The 23,730-nt window shown below is 61.2% G+C and carries 22 protein-coding genes and 2 pseudogenes; 12 read left to right on the top strand and 12 right to left on the bottom strand.

What is annotated here, in order from left to right; translation table 11 throughout:
* Positions 1 to 179: 179 nt before the first annotated feature.
* Positions 180 to 971 (top strand): enoyl-ACP reductase FabI, encoded by a 792-nt coding sequence (fabI, locus tag FQ755_RS32795; RefSeq protein ID WP_144161183.1) that lies wholly within the window; start codon positions 180 to 182, stop codon positions 969 to 971.
* 87 nt (positions 972 to 1,058) lie between these two features.
* On the opposite strand, the gene FQ755_RS32800 is transcribed toward fabI, so the two are convergent.
* The gene (locus FQ755_RS32800; RefSeq protein WP_144161185.1) at positions 1,059 to 1,397 is read right to left on the bottom strand and encodes a hypothetical protein; all 339 of its coding nucleotides are present in this window, start codon (positions 1,395 to 1,397) and stop codon (positions 1,059 to 1,061) included.
* A 502-nt stretch (positions 1,398 to 1,899) separates the two neighbouring features.
* On the opposite strand from FQ755_RS32800, the gene FQ755_RS32805 reads away from it, so the two are divergent.
* Entirely contained in the window at positions 1,900 to 3,195 is a 1,296-nt protein-coding gene (locus FQ755_RS32805) for a tyrosine-type recombinase/integrase (RefSeq protein ID WP_144161188.1), read from the top strand.
* 381 nt (positions 3,196 to 3,576) lie between these two features.
* Here the strand turns inward: FQ755_RS32805 and FQ755_RS38460 are convergent.
* Positions 3,577 to 4,042, bottom strand: a pseudogene (locus FQ755_RS38460) (LysR substrate-binding domain-containing protein); the annotation flags it as partial.
* Between the two features lie 106 nt (positions 4,043 to 4,148).
* Between FQ755_RS38460 and FQ755_RS37680 the strand changes: the two are divergent.
* Positions 4,149 to 4,349: pseudogene (locus FQ755_RS37680) on the top strand (hypothetical protein); the annotation flags it as partial.
* Positions 4,350 to 4,491: 142 nt separating this feature from the next.
* On the opposite strand, the gene FQ755_RS32820 reads toward FQ755_RS37680, so the two are convergent.
* Positions 4,492 to 5,352 (bottom strand): pirin family protein, encoded by an 861-nt coding sequence (locus FQ755_RS32820; protein WP_144161194.1) that lies wholly within the window; start codon positions 5,350 to 5,352, stop codon positions 4,492 to 4,494.
* Between the two features lie 337 nt (positions 5,353 to 5,689).
* On the opposite strand from FQ755_RS32820, the gene FQ755_RS32825 reads away from it, so the two are divergent.
* Positions 5,690 to 5,884 (top strand): hypothetical protein, encoded by a 195-nt coding sequence (locus FQ755_RS32825; protein WP_144161197.1) that lies wholly within the window; start codon positions 5,690 to 5,692, stop codon positions 5,882 to 5,884.
* A 154-nt stretch (positions 5,885 to 6,038) separates the two neighbouring features.
* On the opposite strand, the gene FQ755_RS32830 is transcribed toward FQ755_RS32825, so the two are convergent.
* The 8 genes from FQ755_RS32830 to FQ755_RS32865 all read right to left on the bottom strand — a co-directional run bounded on the left by FQ755_RS32830 (position 6,039) and on the right by FQ755_RS32865 (position 13,918).
* Positions 6,039 to 7,151, bottom strand: coding sequence for a succinylglutamate desuccinylase/aspartoacylase family protein (locus tag FQ755_RS32830; RefSeq protein WP_186308725.1), 1,113 nt, complete (start codon positions 7,149 to 7,151; stop codon positions 6,039 to 6,041).
* 31 nt (positions 7,152 to 7,182) lie between these two features.
* Positions 7,183 to 8,475: an MFS transporter gene (locus FQ755_RS32835; RefSeq protein WP_144161203.1), complete on the bottom strand. Its 1,293-nt coding sequence runs from the start codon at positions 8,473 to 8,475 to the stop codon at positions 7,183 to 7,185.
* A gap of 261 nt (positions 8,476 to 8,736) precedes the next feature.
* The gene (gene andAa / locus FQ755_RS32840) at positions 8,737 to 9,960 is read right to left on the bottom strand and encodes an anthranilate 1,2-dioxygenase system ferredoxin--NAD(+) reductase (protein ID WP_144161206.1); all 1,224 of its coding nucleotides are present in this window, start codon (positions 9,958 to 9,960) and stop codon (positions 8,737 to 8,739) included.
* Positions 9,950 to 10,273, bottom strand: a complete 324-nt coding sequence (gene andAb, locus FQ755_RS32845; protein ID WP_144161209.1) for an anthranilate 1,2-dioxygenase ferredoxin subunit AndAb — start codon at positions 10,271 to 10,273, stop codon at positions 9,950 to 9,952. The genes andAa and andAb overlap by 11 nt, the downstream gene beginning before the upstream one ends.
* Positions 10,274 to 10,283: 10 nt before the next feature.
* On the bottom strand, positions 10,284 to 10,757 hold the full coding sequence (gene andAd / locus FQ755_RS32850; protein WP_074771494.1) for an anthranilate 1,2-dioxygenase small subunit AndAd: 474 nt from the start codon (positions 10,755 to 10,757) through the stop codon (positions 10,284 to 10,286).
* Between the two features lie 12 nt (positions 10,758 to 10,769).
* Positions 10,770 to 12,041 (bottom strand): anthranilate 1,2-dioxygenase large subunit AndAc, encoded by a 1,272-nt coding sequence (gene andAc / locus FQ755_RS32855; RefSeq protein ID WP_144161214.1) that lies wholly within the window; start codon positions 12,039 to 12,041, stop codon positions 10,770 to 10,772.
* 83 nt (positions 12,042 to 12,124) lie between these two features.
* Complete coding sequence (locus tag FQ755_RS32860) at positions 12,125 to 13,435, bottom strand: NAD(P)/FAD-dependent oxidoreductase (protein ID WP_144161219.1); 1,311 nt, start codon at positions 13,433 to 13,435, stop codon at positions 12,125 to 12,127.
* Complete coding sequence (locus FQ755_RS32865; protein ID WP_144161222.1) at positions 13,436 to 13,918, bottom strand: DUF3830 family protein; 483 nt, start codon at positions 13,916 to 13,918, stop codon at positions 13,436 to 13,438. It lies immediately after the preceding gene.
* Between the two features lie 288 nt (positions 13,919 to 14,206).
* Here FQ755_RS32865 and FQ755_RS32870 point away from each other — a divergent pair, with 288 nt between their 5' ends.
* From FQ755_RS32870 to FQ755_RS32895, 6 genes are all read left to right on the top strand, one after another.
* The gene (locus FQ755_RS32870) at positions 14,207 to 14,845 is read left to right on the top strand and encodes a redoxin domain-containing protein (RefSeq protein WP_144161225.1); all 639 of its coding nucleotides are present in this window, start codon (positions 14,207 to 14,209) and stop codon (positions 14,843 to 14,845) included.
* Between the two features lie 16 nt (positions 14,846 to 14,861).
* Positions 14,862 to 16,829 (top strand): alpha/beta hydrolase domain-containing protein, encoded by a 1,968-nt coding sequence (locus FQ755_RS32875; RefSeq protein WP_144161228.1) that lies wholly within the window; start codon positions 14,862 to 14,864, stop codon positions 16,827 to 16,829.
* A gap of 65 nt (positions 16,830 to 16,894) precedes the next feature.
* Complete coding sequence (locus FQ755_RS32880) at positions 16,895 to 17,635, top strand: SDR family NAD(P)-dependent oxidoreductase (protein WP_144161231.1); 741 nt, start codon at positions 16,895 to 16,897, stop codon at positions 17,633 to 17,635.
* Between the two features lie 49 nt (positions 17,636 to 17,684).
* A complete protein-coding gene (locus tag FQ755_RS32885) occupies positions 17,685 to 18,920 on the top strand; it encodes a dienelactone hydrolase family protein (RefSeq protein WP_144161234.1) in 1,236 nt (411 codons plus the stop codon).
* A 93-nt stretch (positions 18,921 to 19,013) separates the two neighbouring features.
* Entirely contained in the window at positions 19,014 to 20,180 is a 1,167-nt protein-coding gene (locus FQ755_RS32890; RefSeq protein ID WP_222105814.1) for a pyridoxal phosphate-dependent aminotransferase, read from the top strand.
* 316 nt (positions 20,181 to 20,496) lie between these two features.
* Positions 20,497 to 21,201 carry a GntR family transcriptional regulator gene (locus tag FQ755_RS32895; protein WP_144161237.1) on the top strand — a complete coding sequence of 235 codons (705 nt, stop codon included), beginning with the start codon at positions 20,497 to 20,499 and terminating at the stop codon, positions 21,199 to 21,201.
* Between the two features lie 163 nt (positions 21,202 to 21,364).
* Here FQ755_RS32895 and FQ755_RS32900 read toward each other — a convergent pair whose 3' ends face one another.
* Complete coding sequence (locus FQ755_RS32900; protein ID WP_144161240.1) at positions 21,365 to 22,483, bottom strand: porin; 1,119 nt, start codon at positions 22,481 to 22,483, stop codon at positions 21,365 to 21,367.
* A 930-nt stretch (positions 22,484 to 23,413) separates the two neighbouring features.
* Here FQ755_RS32900 and FQ755_RS38465 point away from each other — a divergent pair.
* Both FQ755_RS38465 and FQ755_RS38470 read left to right on the top strand, forming a co-directional pair.
* Positions 23,414 to 23,518, top strand: coding sequence for a YqhA family protein (locus tag FQ755_RS38465; RefSeq protein ID WP_260858997.1), 105 nt, complete (start codon positions 23,414 to 23,416; stop codon positions 23,516 to 23,518).
* Positions 23,487 to 23,729, top strand: a complete 243-nt coding sequence (locus tag FQ755_RS38470; RefSeq protein WP_260858987.1) for a YqhA family protein — start codon at positions 23,487 to 23,489, stop codon at positions 23,727 to 23,729. The genes FQ755_RS38465 and FQ755_RS38470 overlap by 32 nt, the downstream gene beginning before the upstream one ends.
* The last annotated feature ends 1 nt before the right edge of the window (position 23,730 follow it).

Below are 23,730 nucleotides of genomic sequence, written 5' to 3' on the forward strand. Positions count from 1 at the left end.
GCGAGCTTTTTCATCGCCGCACGCCAGCCTGCACGAAGCGCGTCTACCCGTCGCAAACCAGTTGTCATGGGGGCCTTGTTGGTCGGTGGTCGATTGCAATGTGAGAGAATTCTACCCAATTATCCCGCGCGATCCCGCACATCCGAGCCCGCGGCGCGTTGACTTCATTAGGAGAATTCATGGGTTTCCTCGCTGGTAAACGAATCCTGCTGACCGGCCTGCTGTCGAACCGTTCGATTGCATATGGCATTGCGCAGGCCTGCAAGCGCGAAGGCGCGGAACTGGCGTTTACATATGTCGGCGACCGCTTCAAGGATCGCATCACCGAGTTCGCAACGGAATTCGGCAGCGATCTGGTGTTCCCCTGCGACGTGGCTGACGACGCGCAAATCGAAGCGCTCTTCACGTCGTTGCAGGAACGCTGGGACAGCCTCGACGGCCTCGTCCACTCCATTGGTTTTGCGCCGCGCGAAGCGATTGCCGGCGACTTCCTCGACGGCATGACGCGCGAGAATTTCCGCATCGCGCACGACATCTCCGCCTACAGCTTCCCCGCGCTCGCCAAGGCCGCGCTGCCGATGCTGTCGCAGGACGCTGCGCTCCTCACGCTGAGCTACCTCGGCGCCGAACGCGCGATTCCGAACTACAACACAATGGGTCTCGCCAAAGCGTCGCTCGAAGCCAGCGTGCGCTATCTGGCCGTTTCGCTCGGCGCGAGAGGTGTACGCGTCAACGGTATCTCAGCCGGTCCGATCAAGACGCTGGCGGCTAGCGGCATCAAGGGCTTCGGCAAGATTCTCGATTTCGTCGAAGACAACGCGCCGCTCAAGCGCAATGTGACGATCGAACAGGTCGGCAATTCGGCGGCTTTCCTGCTGTCGGATCTGGCGGCTGGCGTGACGGCAGAGATTCTGCATGTCGACAGCGGCTTCAACTCCGTGGTGGGCGGCATGGCCGGCGTTGCGGAGTAACGCGGCACCACGCGGCGGCGCGCGCCCAGCAATAAAAAAACCGCCCGAAGGGCGGTTTTTTACGTCAGCGCGATGAATCTGCGCGGCTCAATTGCGGTGATCGTGATATCCGCCGTGGTAGCCGCCACCATGGTAGCCACCGCCGTGATAACGGTTCCAGTCGTCACGCGCCCAGTAACGATGGCCGTCCCAGTAGCGGTCGCCATGCCAGCCGATCACGATGGACGGGCCGCCGTAGTACACGGGAGCCGGTTGATAAACGACGGGCGGCGGGGGCGGCGGCGGTGCATAAACCGGAGCCGGCGCGACATACACCGGCGCCGGAATACCGATATTGACACCCACGCTCACGTGGGCCATTGCTATACCTGACGCACCCAGCGCAAGCACCCCGACCAGAAGCGGAACAAGACGAGCGGACTTCATGGAATTCACCTTTAACAAGTGTGTGTTGTTGGGCTGAAATATAGCGCAAGGTGATGATCCGCGTATTTCAAACTTGTAAGAACTGATGCATAACGTCGTACTCTGAAGCGCTACGTTACTTCTCGTTACAAGGCACGAAAATTCGGTGAAAAGCCGCTTCGGTCGTAATAATTGCGTGTGGGTTTTGCGCATCAAATGGCGCGCCGCGAAGATTGCTTCGGCATCCGAAGCATATTCGTCCAGGCCCGTGAGGATGCTTTACCCGCGGCGAAATTCAAAATCTGACCCGGAAAAAACAAAACCCCAAGAGACCGCGATCTCTTGGGGTTCCGCCGCCATTGCTGGCGGAGACGGAGGCTGCGATACCCAGTTCCCGAATATTCCCATTTGCTCTCACTTTTCTTTTTAAAATCATGCACTTATAAAGTCATGCCGTCTATAATATTCCCCATTATTCATAAGCGAGCCTACCCTTCGTGATGGGTGGCGTGATGGGTGGAAAATGACGACAGCCAAGCCGAAGATCCTTACAACGACCAGCCTGACTGCAATGCGCAAGGGCGATCAGCCCCGATTCGACCCGGCAACGCCGGGCCTGCTAATCGTACCGACGGCGAACGGCCGCGGCAGATGGATATTCCGGTACGTTAGCCCGGTGAGGAGAAAGCGCCGTGACATGGGCCTGGGTAGCTACACCGGCAAGGAGGACGGCGTCTCGATTGCCGAGGCACGAGACAAAGCTCGCGCCGCCCGCAAACTGGTCGAATCGGGCCGCGATCCCATTGACGAGCGCCAGCGGGACGAACAAATGGCGCTTATCGAGAAACGCCAGGAGTCGGCTATGACCTTCGAGAAAGCGGCCCGCGAGGTTCATGGCGATCTGAAACCCGCTTGGAGGAACGCCAAACACGCCGATCAATGGATTTCGACACTCGAGACCCATGCGTTCCCGACGCTAGGTAACAAACTGCTCGCTGATATCACGCCGAAGGACTGCGCCGACGCATTACGCAAGATCTGGATCAGCAAGGCGGAAACCGCCAGCCGCACAAAACAACGCATGTACGCCGTCTTTGAATGGGCCTGGGCGCAGGGCTATGTCAAGGGCAATCCGGTCTCCGTGGCCCATCGTCTCCTGCCGAAACGCACTCCGAAGACCAGGCACCATCCCGCCATGCCCTGGCAGCTCATTCCGCGCTTTGTGGCCGACGAGCTTGCAGACCGGGGAATGGTCGACGACACGAAGGCTGCCCTCGAATTCGCCATCCTTACCGCCGCACGCAGTGGCGAGATCCGGGGCGCCTGCTGGTCGGAGTTCTCGCCTGACTGGATGCTCTGGACGATTCCCGCCGAGCGGATGAAGATGGACCGGCCGCACCGCGTGCCCCTGTCCGATCGCGCCGCCGCCATCGTGAAGCAACAACATGAGAACCGGCGACACGCCGACCTTGTTTTCCCTTCGCCCCGCACGAAAATGCTCAGTGACATGACGTTGACGGCTCTTTTGCGCCGGGCCAAGGCGGTCAGCGATGAACCCGGGCGTGTCGCAACGGCGCATGGCTTCCGTTCCTCTTTCCGCGACTGGGCAAGCGAGCATGGCTACGCACGTGACCTCGCTGAGCGTGCGCTCGCGCATGCGGTTGAGGACGATACCGAGGCCGCCTACCATCGCACTGACCTCCTCAACCTGCGTAGGCCGATGATGCAGGCATGGGCCGACTTCGTCGGCGGCGTCGACAAGAAAGCAGAGTCACCTGACGATGCCAGCACCGCCGATCAGATTCCGGCCGAAGCGTGAGCGGTAACCCGTCGGCGGTGCCAATGCATGCGGTACCGTGCGGCGCCGGCACAACCGGCGGATGATCCCCGGGGGCTGCTGCTCCTTTACGCCTTCAGTCTTGCCCTGCTGTTGAACCCCGCCACCCACATATGCCTTATGCCGGGCGGGACTTGCACCCACTGGAAAGCGCCACCTTTTCACGCCGCACACCCGTTGCGGTCCTTCGTCGAGGCACCGCATGCGGCAGTGTCCCACTCTTGGGGTTCTGATGAGCGATCCAGTCTAGATGATCACCTGCGTTTTTACACGGCCTCGGCCGCCTACCGCCCGACGGGGTTGGCCGTAGCCGACCCACAACGGCCCCCCGTCGAGAAATGGCGGCGGTCCGCTTTCGGCTGCCTAGGCGACCTCGATCGCCCCACTTCCAAGATCGAGCGCTATGAAGTCAACGAACGCACAGAGCGGTTAGACATCTGTTGTTGCGAATAGACCGCGAAAATATCAGCGTTCGGAGTGTCATGGTCAGGCAGCACCAGGACCAGTGAACCATCGGCCAGACACTGTGTTAGGTCCCACTCGGCCCGAGTCAAGATTCCGTGTCCTTCTGGCGCCCGCTTCACCGCGATTTCACCATCGTTCGTTGTCAGCGTGCCGCTGATCCGCACGGCTTCCGTTTTTGGCGGTCGTGCTGTGGGATGCACACGGCGAGCCGATTGGTCAGGCGGTGTCGTGGCAGTGTCAGCGCTCGCTCGGCGAAGCGCCCTACCGGAAGTCAGACGCCACTCACCATGGGTTTCGTCCCCTGACGGATGCCGATGCAGTCGTATCATGTCGAGTCGTGAGCGGTCAGCGGCATGCCGCGTGACACTTCGACGCAATTGCATAAGCGGTCCGGCTCTGGGGTGCAGTGTCTGACCTTGTCGACGGTTTGGAAATTAGGTTGCCGCTCGAAGCAAGTATTCACGAATTCATCGTGCTTTACTTGCCCTGATCTGGGGCGCGTGTATGAAGTGACTGAGAAGTCGATGGTGCCCGACGACACGCTGACCATCCGCGAGCGCGCGATCGCCGCGTGGCCGCCGGCGTGGCACGGCCAGAATCTGCGCGACATTCTGGTCACGCTCGGCTATGACGTCGATACGCCGCGCCGCGTTCGCCCGCATTCTCGGCGGACCGCCTGAAGGGCGAGTCTGGCTACTGGTGAATGCGGGTCAGCATTAAGCCGGCCCGCTTGGGCTTACATAGGGCGCACATGGCGCCCATATCAGACTCAAGCAAGCCTCAAGCGGCACCCAACCAGCACACATGCAGCACTCATGCAGGCGCGACATGGAACTTGCCGGCGTGATAATCGACTACCGCCTGATTCAGTTCCGCCTGCGTATTCATAACAAACGGGCCTCGAGCCGCAATCGGCTCATGAATGGGCGCTGCATGTCCGAACAGCAGAACGGCGGGCTGCGCTGCGTCGATTGTCAACACGTCGCCCTCTTCGGCGAACTCCGCGAGATGAAACTGTTCGATGCGCCGCCCGCCGACGACAACGCTCCCACGCACAACGTAGAGAAAGAGCACACGACCCGCCAGAGCGTCGAAGGTCGCGCGGCTGCCTTCCGACATTCGCACGACGCTCATGAACGCGCCGGTCAGCGAATCGATCGGGCCGCGCACGCCGTTCCGCTCACCCGCGATCAACTGGACGCGCGTGGTCCCGTCCGCCGACGTCACGACCGGAATGTCCGGCTCCTGAAGCCCTACATAGCGCGGCGCCGTCATCTTCAGGTGCGAAGGCAGGTTCAACCACAACTGCAGAATCTCCAGATCGCCGCCCTGCTCCATGAACGATCGCGGCGACAATTCTGCATGGATCAGGCCGCTGCCCGCGGTCATCCATTGAATGCCGCCCGCGTCGATCACGCTCTCGTGACCACCGGTGTCGGAGTGCGCGAGATTGCCGTCGAGCACGAAGGTTACGGTCTCGAAACCCCGGTGCGGATGCGGGCCGAACGGCAGGCCGTGGTTGTGCGGCGGGTAGATCTGCGGGCCGTGATGGTTCAGGAACAGAAACGGATTGAGGTGCGGTACGTCGGGGCCCGGCAAAGGGCGCCGGGTGGTCAGATCGGCAATGTCATCGCGGTACGCGCGGTGGATGGCTTTCAGGGTGCGAGCGGTCATTGCGTGTTTGAGGCGTTCTGTTGCGGGAAGGTGGCGTCGGGAGATGCCCGACGATTCCGGCATTGTGACGCACCGCCCGTGAACCTGCAGGCAGAACGGCTGCTTGCCAACGAATGCCCCGCTTTCGTGAAATGGCGCCGCTTCTGGTGCACGCAAGGTTCGCGCGTGCGGAGGGTAGGCTGAAAAACGACCGCATCGGCCGGAAGAAAGACGCTCGCGACTTTGCCAGTGCCCAGGCGCGCCGCCGCTCCAGCACAGCCCCGCGCCTCTCAATGCGCTTGAAGCGCCGACATGGTGACCCGATTGCCCGCGACCCCGCCCATGGCGCCGTTCTTGCGTGAATTCCGGCATCTGTTATTGCCGGACGTCGATCATGTACCTGCTCCCGCACATCACGCCTGAACTCATCGTGCTCAAGCACTCGATGGAATGCGGCGCCCCGCTCGATCACCAGGCCGACACTGAATCCGGGCGCCCCACCGCCCGCCTGCGCGGCGGCTTCTGGACGCGCATAATCTCCGCGTTCCGGTGAATGCCGCGAACCGCACGTAATACGGTTCGACAGTCAGCCAATTTCGTTCGGCGCCGGATCAACCGCGCACGGGCCATGCAGGCCTGCCCGCCTCACACCGTTCAGTGCCGCACCGGCACAGCCCAGACCGCCTTCTGCGCCGACCTGGCGTCAATCAGCCACGTGCAAAGTCGTTTGCCGCGATCTTGATCACGATGTCGTTCGGGCGCACCAGCCGGTTCGACACGCAGGCATAAAGCCGCCCCGGACGCAAAGCACGAATCTGCGTGCGCGCCTGCGCGGGATCGTCGGCGGCAGGGTCGATGACCTCGGCGATCACATCGCCCGCTTTCACGTCGGTGCCGAGCGGAAACGGATAGACGATCACGCCGCCCACCGGCGTGCGCATCATCGAGATCGCCTCGTGCGGGGTTTTCTCGCCAGCCCACTTTGCATTCGGGTCGAACTCGCCGTCCACTACGCCGATTCGCGCCAGATGCCGGAAGATCGCCTCTGCATCCGCGCGCGCGAGTTCATCCGACACATCCGCCGTACCGCGCATTTCGATCGTCACGCTGACGTTGCCCTGCGGAATAGGAAAGCGCTCGCCGAACTGCTGCGCCACGTCGTGCCATGGCTTGCTGCAAGTACCGTCGAACAGCACCGGTGTATCCGTGACATGGACCAGACCCGGATCGATCTCGGCGACGAACGGATCGAGCATCGCTTCGCACCAGGGCGCCACGACCATCCCGGCGATCGCAACGAGTTCCGTGTGCGAGTCGATCACGAAATCCGCGTCGATGGCGAGCTTGAGCAACGCGGTCTGAAGCGATTGCACTTCGTTGGCCGGTTTGAGTGCGTCGAGCGTGTCCTTCAACGCCGCGCGAATGACGGCCTTGTTCGTATCGGCATCGGCGCCGAGTTTGCCTTCGACACACGCCGCCACGCCGCTGCTCAGACTCGGCCAGCCACGGTTGTAATTGCCGCCACCATCGAGTGCTTCCCGACCGATCTGATTACCCAGAACGTTATCCGACAAACCGATCGGATTCGCGAACGGCACGATCACCAGTTCACCCTTGAACTTGCCTGCCCGGTCGGCAGCCAGCGCGAGGTCGAGCAGATGATGACCGATCAGCAGTCCCGGCGTCTCGTTTGCATGCAGTGCGGCCTGAAAGTACGCTTTCGGACGCGCGCCGGCCTGACCGATGCGATGCACCTTCAGCGAGCGCTGGGTGCCGGGGCTGGATGAAAGAATGGGTACAGATTCGATCGTGTGTGCCACAGAAACTCCTATTACGGAAAACTGGCGAGCCTTACTTCACTTCGCCTGAAATGTTGGCTTGAAACGGCCGCGTGGGAGCGGGCCTCGTTTCATCGCCTGTGCCGGCAAAGCGGGGATACGCACCGAGCAGAAGGAGCACACCCGCGCCCGCGACGACCACCACCGCATTGATCAACAGGACTGCGTCGTAGCCGTTGAGTAAGGTCAGCAGTTTGCTGAACGAATACGGCCCCAGACCCGCACCAACCGCGAAACCGATGAACACGCCGCCATAAATCGCGCTGTACGCACGCATGCCGAAGTAACGCGACACCAGATACGCGAGCGCGTCATATTCGACGCCCGAGGACGTCCCCACGATCAACACGAGCAAAGAAGCGACCCAGAAGCTCGTCACACCATGCGCCAGCAGCACGAACGACAACGCACACGGCAACAGCATGCAGAAGACGACGACCGGTGCCCAGATGCGGTCGAGAAACCAGCCCGTCAGCAGCCGTCCAATAACGATGCCGATGCCATACCACGATGCGATGCTCACCGCGTCGCTCATGCCGAATCCCGAGCGGGTCCAGAAGCGTTCGAGATTGGGCGCAATACCGGCGAGCGCGAGCGACAACAGAAAGAAGCTTGCGGTCAGCAGCCAGAACGCGGGCGTCTTCAAGGCCTGCGCGAATGCGAGGCCGGGAATTGCGGCAGATTCGTCCCTGGTTGTAACGGCGGCGCTGGCGGCATCGACTTTCGGCTCGCGGAAGAAGATGAACGCGATAGGCAGCGTGATCACCAGCAGGAAAGCGCCTAGCCCGACATACGCGAGCCGCCATCCCACCAGCGCCATCATATGGAAAGTGTAGAGCTTGATCAGCGCGCCGAAGATGCCGGTACCGACGAGGCAGATTCCAAGCGCAATGCCGCGATGCTGTTTGAAATGCACGACGACACTCTTGGTCCACGTCACCGGCAGCGTGCCTGCACCCAGCAGCGTGATGACCGCATACGTCAGATAGAACATCGCGATCGAACCGTTGGAGAACGCCAGCAGCATCCATCCGATCGCGAGACCGATCACCGACGCCAGCACGATCTTGCGCGGGCCGACACGATCGGCCAGCGTGCCGATGTACGGTCCCATCAGGCTTGATCCAAAGAACAGGATCATGAACGTGAGCATGACTTGAGAATCGGCCCAACCGAAGGTCTTGGTGAGCGACGGCAGAAAGACACCCGCGCTGTATGAGGCCATCGTCGTCAGGCTGGTGCCGATGCCGATCGTCGCGGCAAGAATGATGCCCCACCCTGTCTTGAATTCATTGGTACTTGACACGACACTCCCCTTTTCCAGATTCCGAGCCCGACGACGTCAGATCGAGTTCTTTGTTCGATCCGCCTCGCGAAAATATGTGATCAAATAATTATCTGATCGAGGTTGATTTTTTGTCGGCAAAAATCGGCTGTCAAGCGAATTACGACGAGACACATAAAAGCCTTCGTCTAGCGGTTTTTCGCGCGATGGGGACGACAAGCAGCCGTCGCCGAAACCGAGGTTTGGGAGACGGCTGTTCGCAAGCGCCAGCAATTTTTCAGGCTAATTGATCAACATTGATCGGAGTGGCACCGCTGGATCGGCCAATCCTGCGGGGTCGAGCGGACGATCCGCCGCAATGAGTCGCTTGCACGCGCCCATCTCACGCCCCGCATTGATCGCGACGACCGCGCGCAAGCACCTGTGCTCGTCGAGCGCCATCACGCAGAACGGCCCTTCTTCGGCGTTGCCGCGCGTTATCGGCTGGTGCCCTGCTTCGATCATGCCAAGCGTCTGGATATTGCAGTCAAACTGATCCGACCAAAGCCACGGCCACTCGGCATAGACCTGGCTGTCGCCGAGCATGTTCGCCGCCGCGACCGCCGGCTGATTTTCCGCGACCTGCCACGATTCGATGCGTACGCTGCGTGCCAGTAGCGGATTGAAGTGCTGCGTCACCTCGCCCGCCGCGAAGATGGCGGGATCGGCGGTACGGCATTGCTCGTCGACCACGATGCCGTTATTCACATCGAGACCGGCAGCCTGCGCAAGTTCGATATTCGGCAACACGCCGATTCCGATTACCACGATGTCCGCCTCGAGTTCGCCGCGACTGGTCTCGATCAGCGCGCGTCCGTTGCGATAGCCAATCGCGAAAGGCGTCGTATCGAGCCATAGATTCACGCCGCGACGCGCGTGTAACGCGGCCACGAACTGGCTTGCCGCGTGAGGCAGGGAGCGCCGCAGCAAAACGCTTGCCGGTTCGATCACGGACGCCGTGCAACCGGCCTGCGTGAGCGCAGCAGCGACTTCGAGTCCGATAAAGCCACCGCCCAGAATGGCCACCTGTTTGCCCGGCGCGAGCGCGGCACGCAACGCGAGCGAATCGGCCAGCGTGCGTACGTAGTGCAACCGCACGCGCGGGTCGACCGGTCCATCGAACGATCGCACGCGCGATCCGGTGGCGAGCAGCAGCCTGTCGTAGGCCACTTCACCACCATCGTGCAGATGAACGACGGCACGTTCACGGTCGATCGCCTCGACGCTCGTGGCAAGGCGCAACGCGATATCCTGCGCGCCGTACCAGGCAGCGTCGCGAATGAACGCCTTCTGTTCGCCGCCTTCCATGAGCAACGCGTCTTTCGACAGGATCGGCCGATCGTACGGCGCATGGGGCTCCGCGCCGATCATCACGATGTGCGAGCCGGGATCGCGTGCGCGCAGCGTTTCCGCCGCGCGCCGCGCGGCATGTCCTGCTCCGACGATCACATGCCGCTCAGTCGACATGAATCTCAACCCGCGAGTCGACAATACGGATTGGAAACGCACGCACGGCTTCGGTGATCGGCGCGCAACGCGGCGCGCCCGTACGAATGTCGATCAGACCTTGATGCAGCGGACATTCGACGCAACCGTCTTCCACATAGCCGTCCGACAGACGCGCATGACCATGCGTGCAGAGGTCGTTCAACGCAAACACTTCCTCGCCGAGGCGGAACACCGCAATCTGCCGGTCGCCCGCAAAAATCGCGGCGGGTTCGCCTTCGGTGAAATCGTCCAGCACACCAATGGGTTGCCAGTTTTCGAGTGTCTGTTCCATATGCTCTCCTTCAGATCGGGGTGGCGAGCAGCGTTTGCACTCGCGACGTGTCGTACACCACGCGCTTGCCCAGATAGCGCAGACCATCCGGCGTACGCACCACGCGGTCGTAGTACTTGCCCGCCTGGTACACGTCGGATTCGCCATTCGAACGCGTCTGCACCACGACGTAACTACTCTCCGTTTCGATCACGCCGTTCTCTTCACCGGTGACGACGAGCCCCGACGTCATATGCCGGTACGTGTGGTCTTCATAGATGTTCGCGTTGCGCAGCGACACCACGCGATCGCGCAGCATGCGCTGGTTCGTGCAATAGATAATGCCGATCGGCAAGCCCATATCGGCGTTTTCCTTCGGCACGATCTCGTAGGTGCAGTCCTCGGTGAATAACGTCGGCCATGCTTCGAGCCGATCGTTGTCGAGGTGACTGATGTACTGGTTCTGCAGCATGTGCAATTCGAACCACAGCTTCATCGCTTCCATCTGCGTGCCCTTTCAATAGCCCATCAATTTCTGATAACCGACCCAGAAGCGGCGGATCAGGCTTTCGGTAATCACCGTGTCCTGCTGATCCGGATTGCCGCGCGACATTTCGATCACCGAGGTCGCATCGCCATCGCGAATCGTGCCGCGCTGGACAAGTTCGGTGGCTTCGGTGTCTTCCATCGAGATATAACCTGCGGGACCGACGAGATTCGCCTGCTTGATGCGCAGTTCGCGCAACTCGGGCGTGTCGTCCGTGTAGCCGAAGAAATGGAAAACCAGTTCGAAATTGTTCGGGCCTTTCGGCAATAACTGACGCGCGACCAGCGTATTGTGAATCTGCTGGACCACCAGTTGCGGGAAAATCGGCTGGATGTGATTGGTCGTGTCTTCGTCGTACTCGGAGATGTGACCGAGAACGGTGTCGTCTTCGAGTGAAAAGCCTTCGTCCATCGAGCGGATGTTCTGCTGCTTGTAGGCGGCCGACGTGTCCTCGCCCGTTTTCGTGACCGTGATGATGCTATGCAGACCGTGAGTCGCATCCGGTATCGAACGCGCTTTCATGCCGACGCGGAAGATGTTGAACGTCGTATGGAACAGATGCAGCATGCTCGCGTGATACGGGTCCTTCACGTTCTCGAAGTACAGCTTCCAGTTCGACTTCGAATACTGCCGCGTGCAGCCGAGATATTCGATCGGCTTGTGAAAAATGCGGTCGATCCACGGCCGCATTTCCGCGCCGAGATACTCGGGCAGCGGCGCGACTTCATCGCTGAACGATGCGAACACCAAACCCTTGTAGCTGTCCACGCGCAGTTTGCGCAAGCTGTGATTCTTCGGATCGAAGTCGGCGGGCATGCCCGTCATGCCTTTCTGACCGCGACGGAACGGCACGCCCAGCAGGTTGCCGCTGTTGTCGAAGCTCCACTGGTGGTACACACAGGTATGCGATGTCGCGTTGCCGCGCGCCTTGCGGCACACCGACGCGCCGCGATGCGCGCAGCGATTTACCCACGCCGATAGCGAGCCGTCCTCCAGCCGCGTGACGACCACCGGCGTGTCGCCGACGAAGGTGCTTTTGTAGTCGCCGGCATTCGGAATTTCGGCTTCGAGTGCGACAAAATTCCACGTCGGCCCGCGATAGATGCGTTCCTGCTCGCGCTCGTACACGGCTTGCGAGCTGAACACCTTGTACGGAACCCGCGAGCCGTCGTCGTGCGGAAACACGACGAGATCGGAATCCATCTGCTTCACGAGCGTGATCGGAGATTCGATCGCTTCCATCTTTCATTCTCCACAAAATACGCGAGCGGCCCGGTCACAACGAGAGCACAGCCGCGCGTCGATTGATACGGATTACCAGGTGACTAGCGACGCATCGCATCCTGAAGGATGCCCACCGGCAGCAGAAGCTGCGGTACATAACGGGCGAACGTGTGAGCCTTGATCGGCGCTGCGCAAGTAATGGGTAACGGCAGCACGTCCGCGTCGCGATCCACCACGTAAGAAGCGAGGCGCTGTCCTAACGAGGTCGTCATTGCGATGCCGCGACCATTGCATCCGAGCGGCGCGAACCAGTTTTTGCCGACCTCGAAAAGCCGGGGCAGGAAGTCCGGCGTCAACGCCGCGCCGCCGCTCCAGATGAAGTCGAATGTCACCTCATGGAGTTGCGGGAAAATCCGCTCCATGCGCCGCGCGAGCGAGCGCAGCAAGCGCGGCTCCGCCATCCATTGCGACAGTGGTGCCATGCCACCCGTCACGATCCGGCCGTCCGCCGTGAAACGCAACGCGAACAGATTGTTGCGGGTGTCGGACAAAGCCTCGTTTCCCTTGAGGATCGAATGGCGCACGTCTGCGGGAATCACCTGCGTCGCCAGCTGGAACACGGTCAACGGCACAAAGCTGCGCGCGACCGCCGGAGCGAGCGACTGCGGGCCGCCCTGCATCGCATTCGTGCATTGCAGGATGGTGTTGGCCACGACAGAGCCGGCCGGCGTGTGTAAGACATAGCGGCCTCCGCCGGACCCGACGCGCAACACAGGCGACTCGCAGAAAATCCGCACACCTTTTTCCGACGCCACGCGCGCCAGTTCCTGCGTATAGGCGTACGGATTGAGATGGCCGCCGCTCGGGTCGTACAGTGCGCCATGAAACGTGTCGCTGCCGATCCGTTCTCTGGCCGCTGCGGCATTGAGCCAGGTCGCCCGCGAGCCCGCGCGCTGCCATGCCGAAACACGCGCCTGCAAGCCTTCCACCAGTTCGCCGGCGTGCGCGGGATTGATCCAGCCGCCCTGCACCGCATCGCACTTCAACTGATAACGCTCAATCGTGCTGAACACCGTTTGCGCGCCGTCCGCGACGAGCCGCACCAACTCCGCTCCGTAGCGATCGCCTAGCAGCCGCACGACATCGAGCGGACCCACACGCGGCAGGCTCGGCACCACGAGACCGCCATTGCGGCCCGACGCCGCCGCAGCCGGATGTTCCGCCTCGACCACCGCCACGCTGACCCCGCGACCGGCCAATTCGAGGGCAGCGTTGAGTCCCATGATGCCTGCGCCGATCACGACCACATCGCAGTCGATATCGGCGTCGAGCCGGGGAAAAGAGATCGCCGCACCGGCCGCGGTGGGCCAGTAGTTTTGCCGGAGCGCGCGCCGTGGAGCTTGCGGAGCCATTTACGCCCTCGACAGGCTGAGCGTGCACGCACCGGCACGGCGAATCGCGCCGCAGCCTTTCGCGAGCGCGTCGAGATCGTCGCGATCGGCGCGCGCCACCACGTTTCCGGCGAGCCAGCCGATCGGGAACAGCATCCGGCCTCCTGGACCATAGAAGAAGCCGAGGTCGAATACCGGCTGCGGATTGCCGCCCCACATTTTCGCGGGCACATAGGCGAGCACTAGGTCGCCGGGCTGCGGCGTGACCGTCGCGTTTTCCGGCGCCAACGCACGAGCATTGCGTTGCGGATCGATCATCCCGGTCGGAATCGGGCAGGAAATCTCCGGGCCCGTCCACATGGCATGAATCGCCGGCATCTCGCGCGGCGTCGCCAGCAGATCCCACAGGAATTCAGTGCTTTCCGCCGCCTGCTGCTCCAGCAACTGGAAACGGATCTGCAACCCGCTGCGCGCTTCCGACACGACAATGCTTTTGGAACTCATGATTTCTCCACTCAATTTCTCGTGTCCCGGCGGCCGGTTCGACCGCACCCCGTTCACGTCGAAATCATTTGATCAAATAATAATAGATTGTGCAACTAGCAAAAATTTCGCGAATTGACCGAGCCAACGTTGAGGCTTGATCGGGAACAAAAGCCTTGACATGGCTTTTTTACCCAGCGAAACTCGTCACAACGATCATTTGATCAACTTTTTTTCTCCGAGCGACGGGCGGCCTTGGCCTGACTCACGACACTTGAACCGCCCTAACGACTGGACAGGACTAATCGCATGACGCTCTCTGTTGGAACCTTGCTGCCTGAATTCGAAGCCGTGTCGAGCCAGGGCCCGATGAATTTCGCCGACTGGCTCGGCGACGGCTGGGCGCTCGTTTTCGCGTTCAAATCAATGTCGCCGACCTGCAGCACCGAATTTGTCGCGCTCGAACAACTGCACGCCGAATTCGAGCGCTGCGGCGCGCGCGTGCTGGGCATGTCGGTCGATCCGCAGGACATGGTGTCGGCCTGGCTCGAGGATCTGCGCGAGATGCTCGAATGCACGCCGTCGTTTGCGCTGATCAACGATCCAGCGGGCGACGTGCCTGCGCTGCTCGGCTTGCTAGACCCGACCGCGTCGTCGCCGTCGCTGCTGCGCTCGGCTTATCTGATCGCGCCGGACCGCCGGATCGCGATGACGCTCACCTATCCGGTCACGAACGGCCGCAATTTCAGCGAGATTCTGCGTACCCTCAAAGCGGCGCAACTCACCGCGAGCAAGCGGGTCGCGACCTCGTCGACGTGGACCGAAGGCGACCCGGTAATGCTGCCGCCGTCGCTCGCGCAGGACAAAGCCGAGCAGATGTATCCCGCTGGCGTGCAGGTGCTGCGCCCTTATCTGCGTATCGTGGCGCAACCCGTCGTGCAACCCTGAAGGCCGGAGCCAATACATGCTAGGCGTCAAAAAACTGGAAATCCTGTCGCGTCAGCCGGTATTCGAAGGCGTCGTATTCGGCAAGGACGGATGTGTCGGCAGCTATGAACTGGTGTCGGGGCGCGCTCATTGCGAAATCGACCCCGACGCGCCGCTGAACCGCGACATCGCGAACCTCGCGCATGCGCCGCGCGCGTCGAACGGCATGGTCGAATACAGCGTCGACTTTCATATCTACAAGCCCGTCGATCTCGCTCGCGGCAACGGCTGGCTGTTTTACGAGTGGCTCAATCGCGGCACCCAGCGAGGCGTGGTGCGCATCAACAATGCACCCGTAGTCGCATTGCCGACGCAGCCGGAGGACATCGGCAACGGTTTCCTGATGCATGAGGGCTATTCGATCGTCTGGACCGCGTGGCAAGGCAATGTCGAGCCGGGCGGTGGCCGCATGCTCGCGCAGTTTCCCGTGGCTACGCGCGACGGTCAGCCTATCGTCGGCAAAGGGTGGGAAGAGTTCGTGCTCGACGCGCCGGACTCCATTCGCGGAGCGATTCTTCAGGAACTCAGCAACGAGAGCTATGTGCTCACTCTGTCGTATCCGGCCGCCAGGCTGGACACCTCGAGCGCCAGCCTTACCGCGCGGCAAAACGAGCGCGATCCGCGCGTGGCCGCGGCTGGAATCGAGTGGCGCTTTCTCGACCGGAACCGGATTCAGATCGACCGTCTGCCCGTTTGCAAGCTCGACCGTGGCGCAATCTTCGAATTCATTTACGACGCGCAAGACCCGGTCGTGATGGGCCTCGGCTATGCAAGCGTGCGCGACGTCATGGCGTTTCTGAAGTACGAAACGCAAGACAGCGAGGGCACGCCGAATCCGCTCGCGCCCACGAACGGTCAGCCGACGCGCGCGCTCGGCTTCGGTCTGTCGCAAAGCGGACGCGTACTGCGCGACTTCATCTATCAGGGCTTCAACGAGAGCCTCGACTCGCAAATCGTCTTCGACGGCGCCGTGCCGATCATTTCCGGTTCGCGCCGCGCGTGGGTCAACGCGCCGTTTTCGCAACCCGGCCGTTATTCGCGTCAGCATGAAGACCACAGCTTTCCGGGCGATCAATTCCCGTTCGCCTATCAAACGCTGAGCGACCCGATCAGCGGTAAAACCGACGGCATCCTCGCGAAGGCTCGTGCTTCAGGCACCGCGCCAAAGCTGATGCATATGGATACGGACTCCGAAGTCTGGTCCGCCCGAGCGTCGCTGGTCGCGACAGATTGCGAAGGACGCGACCTGCCCGACGATCCCGATGTGCGCCTTTATCTCGTCACCGGTATCGCGCATGGCGACTATCCGCTGCCGAACTCGCCGGTGGTGCTGTACGCGAGCAACCCGCTCACCTACGGCGCGACGCTGCGCGCTTTGCTGGTCGCCATGCGTCGCTGGGTCGATGAGGGAATCGAGCCGCCTGCCAGCGCGTTTCCGTCACATGCGAATGGCGGTTGGTGGACGCTCGCGCAATTCGTCGAACGTTTCGAAGGCGCGACGGGGCTCGAAGGACCGCGCGTGATCAACGAACTGCGGCTGCTCGATCACAACTCGGTGCCGCCGCGCGAAGGCGAACGTTATCCGGTCTTCGTGCCCGCCGTCGATCAGGACGGCAACGGCACAGCCGGCATTCGCCATCCATTCGTCGAAGTTCCGTTGGGAACCCATGCGGGATGGGCTTTGCGTGCTCCGGGCTATGCGCCGGGCGGCCTGTATAGCGTGTATGGCTCGTACATTCCGTTTGCACGCGGCGGCGTCGCGGCGGCTGTTCCGCGTGATCGCCGCGCCTCGTTCGAAGTGCGCTATGGCAACGAACAGGCCTGGCGCGAAGCGCTGGTCGCCGCGGCCTCGCAACTGGCCGACAAGCGCTGGATGCTGCCCGAGGATGTCGAGCGCCTCTGCGCGAAGCTCGCCGACAGCCCTGAGGTCTTCCACATCATCTGACACGCAGCACGACCGGCGCCTCCGTCATTCCGCGCCGCCCGCCTACCTTAACCGCCCTCTTTCCGATGACGATCGATCAACATACCGTCGCGCTGGTCACCGGCGCCGACCGTGGCCTCGGCGCGAAATTCGTGGAAGTCCTGCTCGCGCAGGGCGCCGGAAAAATCTATGCGGCCATGCGCCGGCCGGCTGAAAACCCTGCGTATCCGGCAGACAGCCGCGTGGTGCCGCTGCAACTCGACGTCACCGATGCGAGCCAGGTCGAAGCCGCCACGCGCATCGCCACGGATGTCACGCTGCTGATCAACAACGCAGGCGTCAACTTTCAGGCGGGCGCGCTGTCGGCGAGTCAGCCCGGCTCCGCGCGCCGCGAAATGGAGGTCAACTATTTCGCCACGCTGTCGATGGCGCAGGCCTTCTCGCCGCAACTGATCGCAGCGCGCGGCGCAATGGTCAACATCCTCTCGATCCTCGCGCGCATCACGCTCGCACCCATGACGTCGCTGTGCGCGTCGAAAGCAGCAGCCTTGCGTTTGTCCGAAGGACTCGACGCCGAACTCGCGCCGCACGGCGTGCGCGTGTTTGCGGTGATGCCGGGCGCGATCGACACCGACATGAGCCGCAATTACGAAGGCGACAAGCTGTCGACCGACGCGGTCGTCCACGCAACGCTGGCCGCGCTCGACGGCGGCGAGCGCGAAGTCTATGTCGGTCAGATGGCGATCGACGTGGCCCGCATGCTGGCCGCAGATCGCGCGACGATTCAGACGCAGATCGTCGGCGCACGCGCCGCCTCTGCCGGTTGACGACCACGCGCGACCACCACAGGCATTCAAGCGAATTGACGAGGAACGAATGGGACGCTTCATCGAGGTAACGAGTCACGACGGCAAATCGTTTGCCGCCTACAAGGCCACCCCCGCGCAAGGTTCGGGACCGGGCCTGATTCTGTTGCAGGAAATCTTCGGCATCAACGACTACATGAAGTCGATGGCCGACCGTTTCGCGGAAGAAGGTTATGTGGTGCTGGTGCCGGATCTGTTCTGGCGCATGGAGCCTGGCGTCGTGCTGGGTTACGGCGAGCAGGATTTCGCAAAAGCCCTGAAATTCAACGACAAAATCGATCTCGACCTCGCCGTACGCGATATCGAATCGTCCATGCAGGCTTTGCGCACGCAGCCCGAACACGCGGGCAAGATCGGGGCGATCGGCTATTGCCTCGGCGGCAAGCTCGCCATGCTGGCGGCGGCACGCACATCGATCGACTGCGCGGTGAGCTACTACGGCGTCGGGCTCGATGCATTTCTCGACGAAGTACCGCACATCCAGTGCCCGATGGTGTTCCACTTCGCCGGCGACGACGCATTCTGCCCGCTCGACACGCGCGAGACGATCATGCGCGCACTGGCAAACCAGCCACAGATCGAACAATACGTCTATCCGGGTTGCGACCACGCATTCGCCACACCGGAGCGCGAGCACTTCAACAAACCGGCCACGCTGATGGCGTACTCGAGAACGCTCGCCGTATTGCGCAAAGTGCTCGGCCCGGTTCACGACCTCGACGCTCTCTGGGAAAAGCACTGCTACTACGAGTTCGCCACGCGCGACGTGAACGCGATCATGCCGACCATGGTGGCCGAACCCTACGTCAACCATGTGCCCACCATGACGGGCGGCGTCGGCCATGACCAGCTCAAGCGTTTCTACAAATATCACTTCGTCGATGCGAATCCCGCCGACACGAGGCTGATTCCCATTTCGCGCACGATCGGCACCGATCGCATCGTCGACGAATTCGTGTTCTGTGCGACGCATGATCGCGAGATCGACTGGCTGCTGCCCGGCCTCGCACCCACCGGCAAGTACTTCGAGATTCCGATGCTGGCGGTCGTGTGTTTTCGCGGCGACAAGCTCTACAACGAGCACATCTACTGGGACCAGGCGTCGGTGCTCGTGCAGATCGGTGCGCTCGATCCGGCGGGCCTGCCCGTTGCCGGAATCGAAACCGCCCGCAAGATGATCGACGAGAGCCTGCCGACCAATACGTTGATGCCCAACTGGGCAAGCAGCGAAGGCAAGCCGGTCTGAACCGTCGCCGCGAACATTGCTGCGCACCTTTACCAACCCGGTCCGCACCCGCGTCTTCTGTGACGGCGGGCAGCGGCACCCTGGAACCGACACATGAAACTCGCTAAACGCATCACCGAAACGTCGAAAAAATCGTATGGCATGTACGAAAAAGCCCGCAACCTGCCGGGCGATAACGCCGACCTGATTCATCTCGAACTCGGCTGCCCGCACGCCGACACACCGCTACCGGTCAAGCAGGCGACCGTGGATGCGCTGATGCGAGGCGAAGTCCACTACAGCGACATGCGCGGGCTTCCGGCATTGCGCGAAGCGCTGGCGGCGAAGCTGCGCGAATTCAATCGCCTCGACGTAACGGCCGACGACATTCTGGTCACCAACGGCCTCACGCACGCCTCGTTCGCGGCCTTCTTCGCGTTGATCGATCAGGGCGACGAGGTCATTCTTCTGGCTCCGTATTACCCGCAGCACATCGGCAAAATCGAACTGGCGGGCGGCAAACCGGTAATCGTCGATCTGGACCGCGCAAACAACTTCTCCATCGACACCGCCGCCATCGAAGCCGCGATCACGCCGCGCACCAGGGCGATCGTGATCGTCAATCCCGCCAATCCGACCGGCCGCGTGTATAGCCGGGACGAATTGCAGGCGCTGGCGAATCTCGCCATTCGTCATGATCTGGTGGTGCTGTCCGACGAGGTCTACGAAGAGATTGTCTACGACGACGCGAAGCACATCAGCATCGGCTCGATTCCGGGCATGAAGGAGCGCACGATCTCGATGTTCGCGTTCACCAAGTCCTTCGCGATGGACGGCTGGCGCATCGGCTTCATGACCGCCCCCGCCGACGTAATGCCCGGCCTGCTGAAGATCACGGCCAACGACGTCACGCACGTCAACACGTTCATTCAGGCGGGCGCGCTCGCCGCCGTGACGGGCGAGCGCGCCATGCTCGCGCAACTGGTCAACGACGACAAGGCCAAGCGCGACATCGTCGTGGATGCGCTCAATGCGATGCGCAACGTCAAGTGCGCGCGTCCTGAAGGCACGATTTACGCATTCGCGGACATCGGCGCGACCGGACTGAGCGCGCAGGAATGCGCGGATCGTATTTTGGTCGAGGCGCGGGTGGTCGTGGAAGCCGGCAGCTTTTACGGCGGCGCCGGCGAAGGCCACCTGCGCGTGTGTTTCGGCTCGGTATCGAAGGAGCGGCTCATTGAAGCGATGACGCGTCTGAAGGCGTTCTTCGACACGCTGTGAGGTTTTCTGGCCGCCATTAATATTTCCCTCGTGATGTTTGTTGTTGCTATCTTCGCCGGTCAGAGATTTTTCTCTGACCGGCTTTTTTTTTGCTCGCTGCGATGCCGGCGCCCGTCCTGGCCGTGCCGCGCCGTTTGACTTCAGGGCTGGTTCCGCATCGAATCTGGCGGTTATAAACTGATCAAAACAAATTATTGCGCACCATTTTTTTGGCGAACGATACTTTCGGATGGAACGGGAGGGAGTCTGGAGCACCGGATCCGCAATCAAAATGATAAAATTCACGGAGTTTTGATCTAACGATCACGGAGCAATCATGGCTGACCAGATCCAGCGCGTCGTAAAGCGGTCGACGATGCAGGAGTCGATTTATACGCAGTTGCGCACCTCGCTCATGCAAGGGCGCTTCGAACCCGGTACGCAGTTGACCGTCGCCACGCTCGCCGAGGGTTTCGGCTCGAGCGCCATGCCCGTGCGCGAAGCGCTGCGGCAACTCGTCGTGGAGAATGGCCTGGTGGCTTTGCCGAACGGAACGATCCAGGTGCCCGAGGTGACCGCGAAGCATTTGCAGGACCTGTGCGACGCGCGCATTGCGCTCGAGGGCCTGGCCACTGAAATGGCCTGCGCGCATGCAGACGAGGCGGCCGTTCGTAAGCTCAAGCGGCTGATCGCCGAACACGAACTTGCTATTAAACACGACGGCATTCACGAGAGCCTCGTCAAGAATCAGGAGTTTCATTTCCTGATTTATCGCCTCTCCGGCTCAACCGTACTGCCTCAGTTGATCGAGACGGTGTGGCTGCAGTGCGGGCCGTACATGCGGGTCATCACTGAAGAAGTCGAACGCAATCAGGAAGTGCCGTACAACACGGCCGGCACGAACTACCATCACATCGTGATAGAAGGATTCGAAAAGCGCGACGCCGCGTCGGCACGCGCCGCGATGGAGAAAGATATTCGCTCGTCGTTCGAGTTCCTGCTCGACATTCTGCACCGACGCGATACCAGCGTGACGGCATGAGCTTTCACGCAAATTAGCCGCATGGAGCGGCTAATTTCGCGAGCGACGCTGGTCGACGAATCGCCTGACCAGGTCGCTCGAATGTCTGCTACTTCAGCCTGCTACAGCATCAGGCCGCAGTCGCGATTTCAGAGAGCGCGTGTCCGCGCCCTCTCAAGTGCCGTCAGAATTTATGACGGATACCAATGTCGGCGACGACCTGGTTCGCATTCGACGACGTACCGATTCCAATGATCGCAGCCCGCGCGTTGTCGCCTTGCGCATGCTCGACCAGAACCATCCCATAGACGTCGGTGCGTTTCGAGAGCGCGTAATCCAGCGTCGTGCTGACCTGGTGCAATTTGGTCGCACCCACGGCGGTCATGGTGTATCCCGCCGCCGCCTGCAGTGCGGGCGTCAGAAAGTAAGTGAAGCCAACTTCGCCGTTGCGGAACATCACGTTCTCGATGTCCTTGCCGCGAGTACCGGCGTACAGCGCCTGGGTGTACATCGCATACACGAACGCGCGACTGAACTTGTAGCTCGTCGCAATACCCATCGTGCGCAAATAACTGCCGCCGACCACGACACTGCCGGTCGGCAATCCTGTCAGCGACGAAACATCGAGCGACGACGCCGAGCCTGATACCTCGGTATATGCGGCCGCCACATTCCAGGGCCCGGCGTTATAAGTTGCCGAATAACTGTATGCGCGACCTTCTCCGTTGATGTCGCCGGCGAGATTCGAAAAGCCATACATCGCTCCGAACTGGAAACCGGACCAGACGGGCGTCATGTACTGAACCGAATTCGCCAGCCGCAACGAGTTCGCGCGATCGTTGGCGAACGGGTGATCGGAATACTGGCCCAGCAGCCAGGTCGAGGTTTCGTACATGCCCAGCGTTGCGCCCATGTAGTCGTACTGATTCCCCATTGTCAGCGTGCCGTAGCGGTCGTCTTTCAAACCGACAAAGGCCTGCCGTCCGAATAGTTTGCCGCCCTGCCCTAGCGCTCCTGTGCTCGTGCTGAACCCGTTCTCGAGCACGAAGATCGCGCTTGTGCCGCCGCCCAGATTCTCGACACCCTTGAAGCCAAGCCGGTCGGCCTGCATCACCGAGGTGCTTTGCATGAATTCACTCTTGCCTCCGATATTGCTGACGTAGCCCACGCCCGCGTCAACGATGCCGTACAAGGTGACAGAACTTTGAGCATTCGCGGCCCCGCTGAATGCAAGCATGGAGGCGATGGCCGCGCCTGTCAGCAGCAGCGAGGGTAAGCGGCGAGAATTCGGGCGTCTGGTCATGATCTGAAGGCTTTGTAGAGAAGTCGACAAGGGAATCCGGCTCGAAGTCTGCCGGCTTTCATTATTTGATCAAATTATCATTTGATGTTCGCCATTCTTTTTTGGCCAATATCGTTTGTCAAGAACAACGTAAATGCCGCCGTTTTGACGTGTTGCGTGGGCAACATGGCCCCAGTCGGTTCATCCTTCACACCATTTATCATCGACGGAGAAATTTTGATCGAAATTTCGGACCGAGCGACGCAGGGATCTTGGCGACATGGCGACGCATTGACGGCAGCAGCGTCGGGCTTTCAAAGACAGTGGGCCATCGTGACGCACGCGCGCGGACTCAGAGGGTCATTGGCGATGTGAGGGGACTCGCACCGGCGTAGTCGCCTATCAGAATGCGCGGGAGACGATGGGCACCTTCAGTCTCGCCAGCTTGAGCGCGTCGTCCCGGCGATCCTTTGTACAGACCGCTGCTGGATTCCGATTCATCCATGCCTCCATTCCCGATGTTACGAAACGTGAGCTTCCAGTTTTTCTGGACCGGCTTCATATCGGGCGCGCATCAGTAAATCGAATGCCAGCGCACATCGAGACGCTGGGTGGCGTATGCGTAAAATACGGATCCCGGTGAAGCGCAGAACTCCGCTGGCTGGCGCGTGATTCGCACGCGAACGGGTCGGCAAGACTCGGCGTCCCGATACGATGGATTGGAGAAGTAAAAAGGAAGCTATGCGACCAACGGAAAAAACGGAAGGGCACGCGTCGAATGCGGCGGAGAGGCTGTTTGAACATGGACTCTTCGCGAGCCGATGGGTGTTGGCGCCGATCTATGCGGGCCTGGCGCTCGGAATGGTCATGCTGCTGGTCAAGTTCTGCTAGGAGTTCTGGCACCTGGCTGCGACGCTGCTCGACAGCGATGTGGAGGATGTCATCCTCGGCGTGTTGTCGCTCTTCGACCTCTCCCTGATGGCCAACCTGCTACTGATGATCATATTCGGCAGCTACCAGAATTTTGTATCCAGACTGGAACTCGGGGGGGCATGAAGACACGCCCGAGTGGATCGGCCACGTCGGCTTTTCCGATATCAAGCTGAAACTGATGGCGTCGATCGTGGCGATATCGGCGATCGAAGTATTGCGGAGCTTCCTGTCTATCGAAAAAGTTGGCCTTCAGACGATCATGTGGGGCATCGCTGTCCATATGACGTTTGTTTTATCCGCAGTCCTGCTGGCCGGCATGGACTGGATAGCTTAGC

Source organism: Paraburkholderia sp. BCC1885 (assembly GCF_900996235.1).
Classification (GTDB): Bacteria; Pseudomonadota; Gammaproteobacteria; order Burkholderiales; family Burkholderiaceae; genus Paraburkholderia.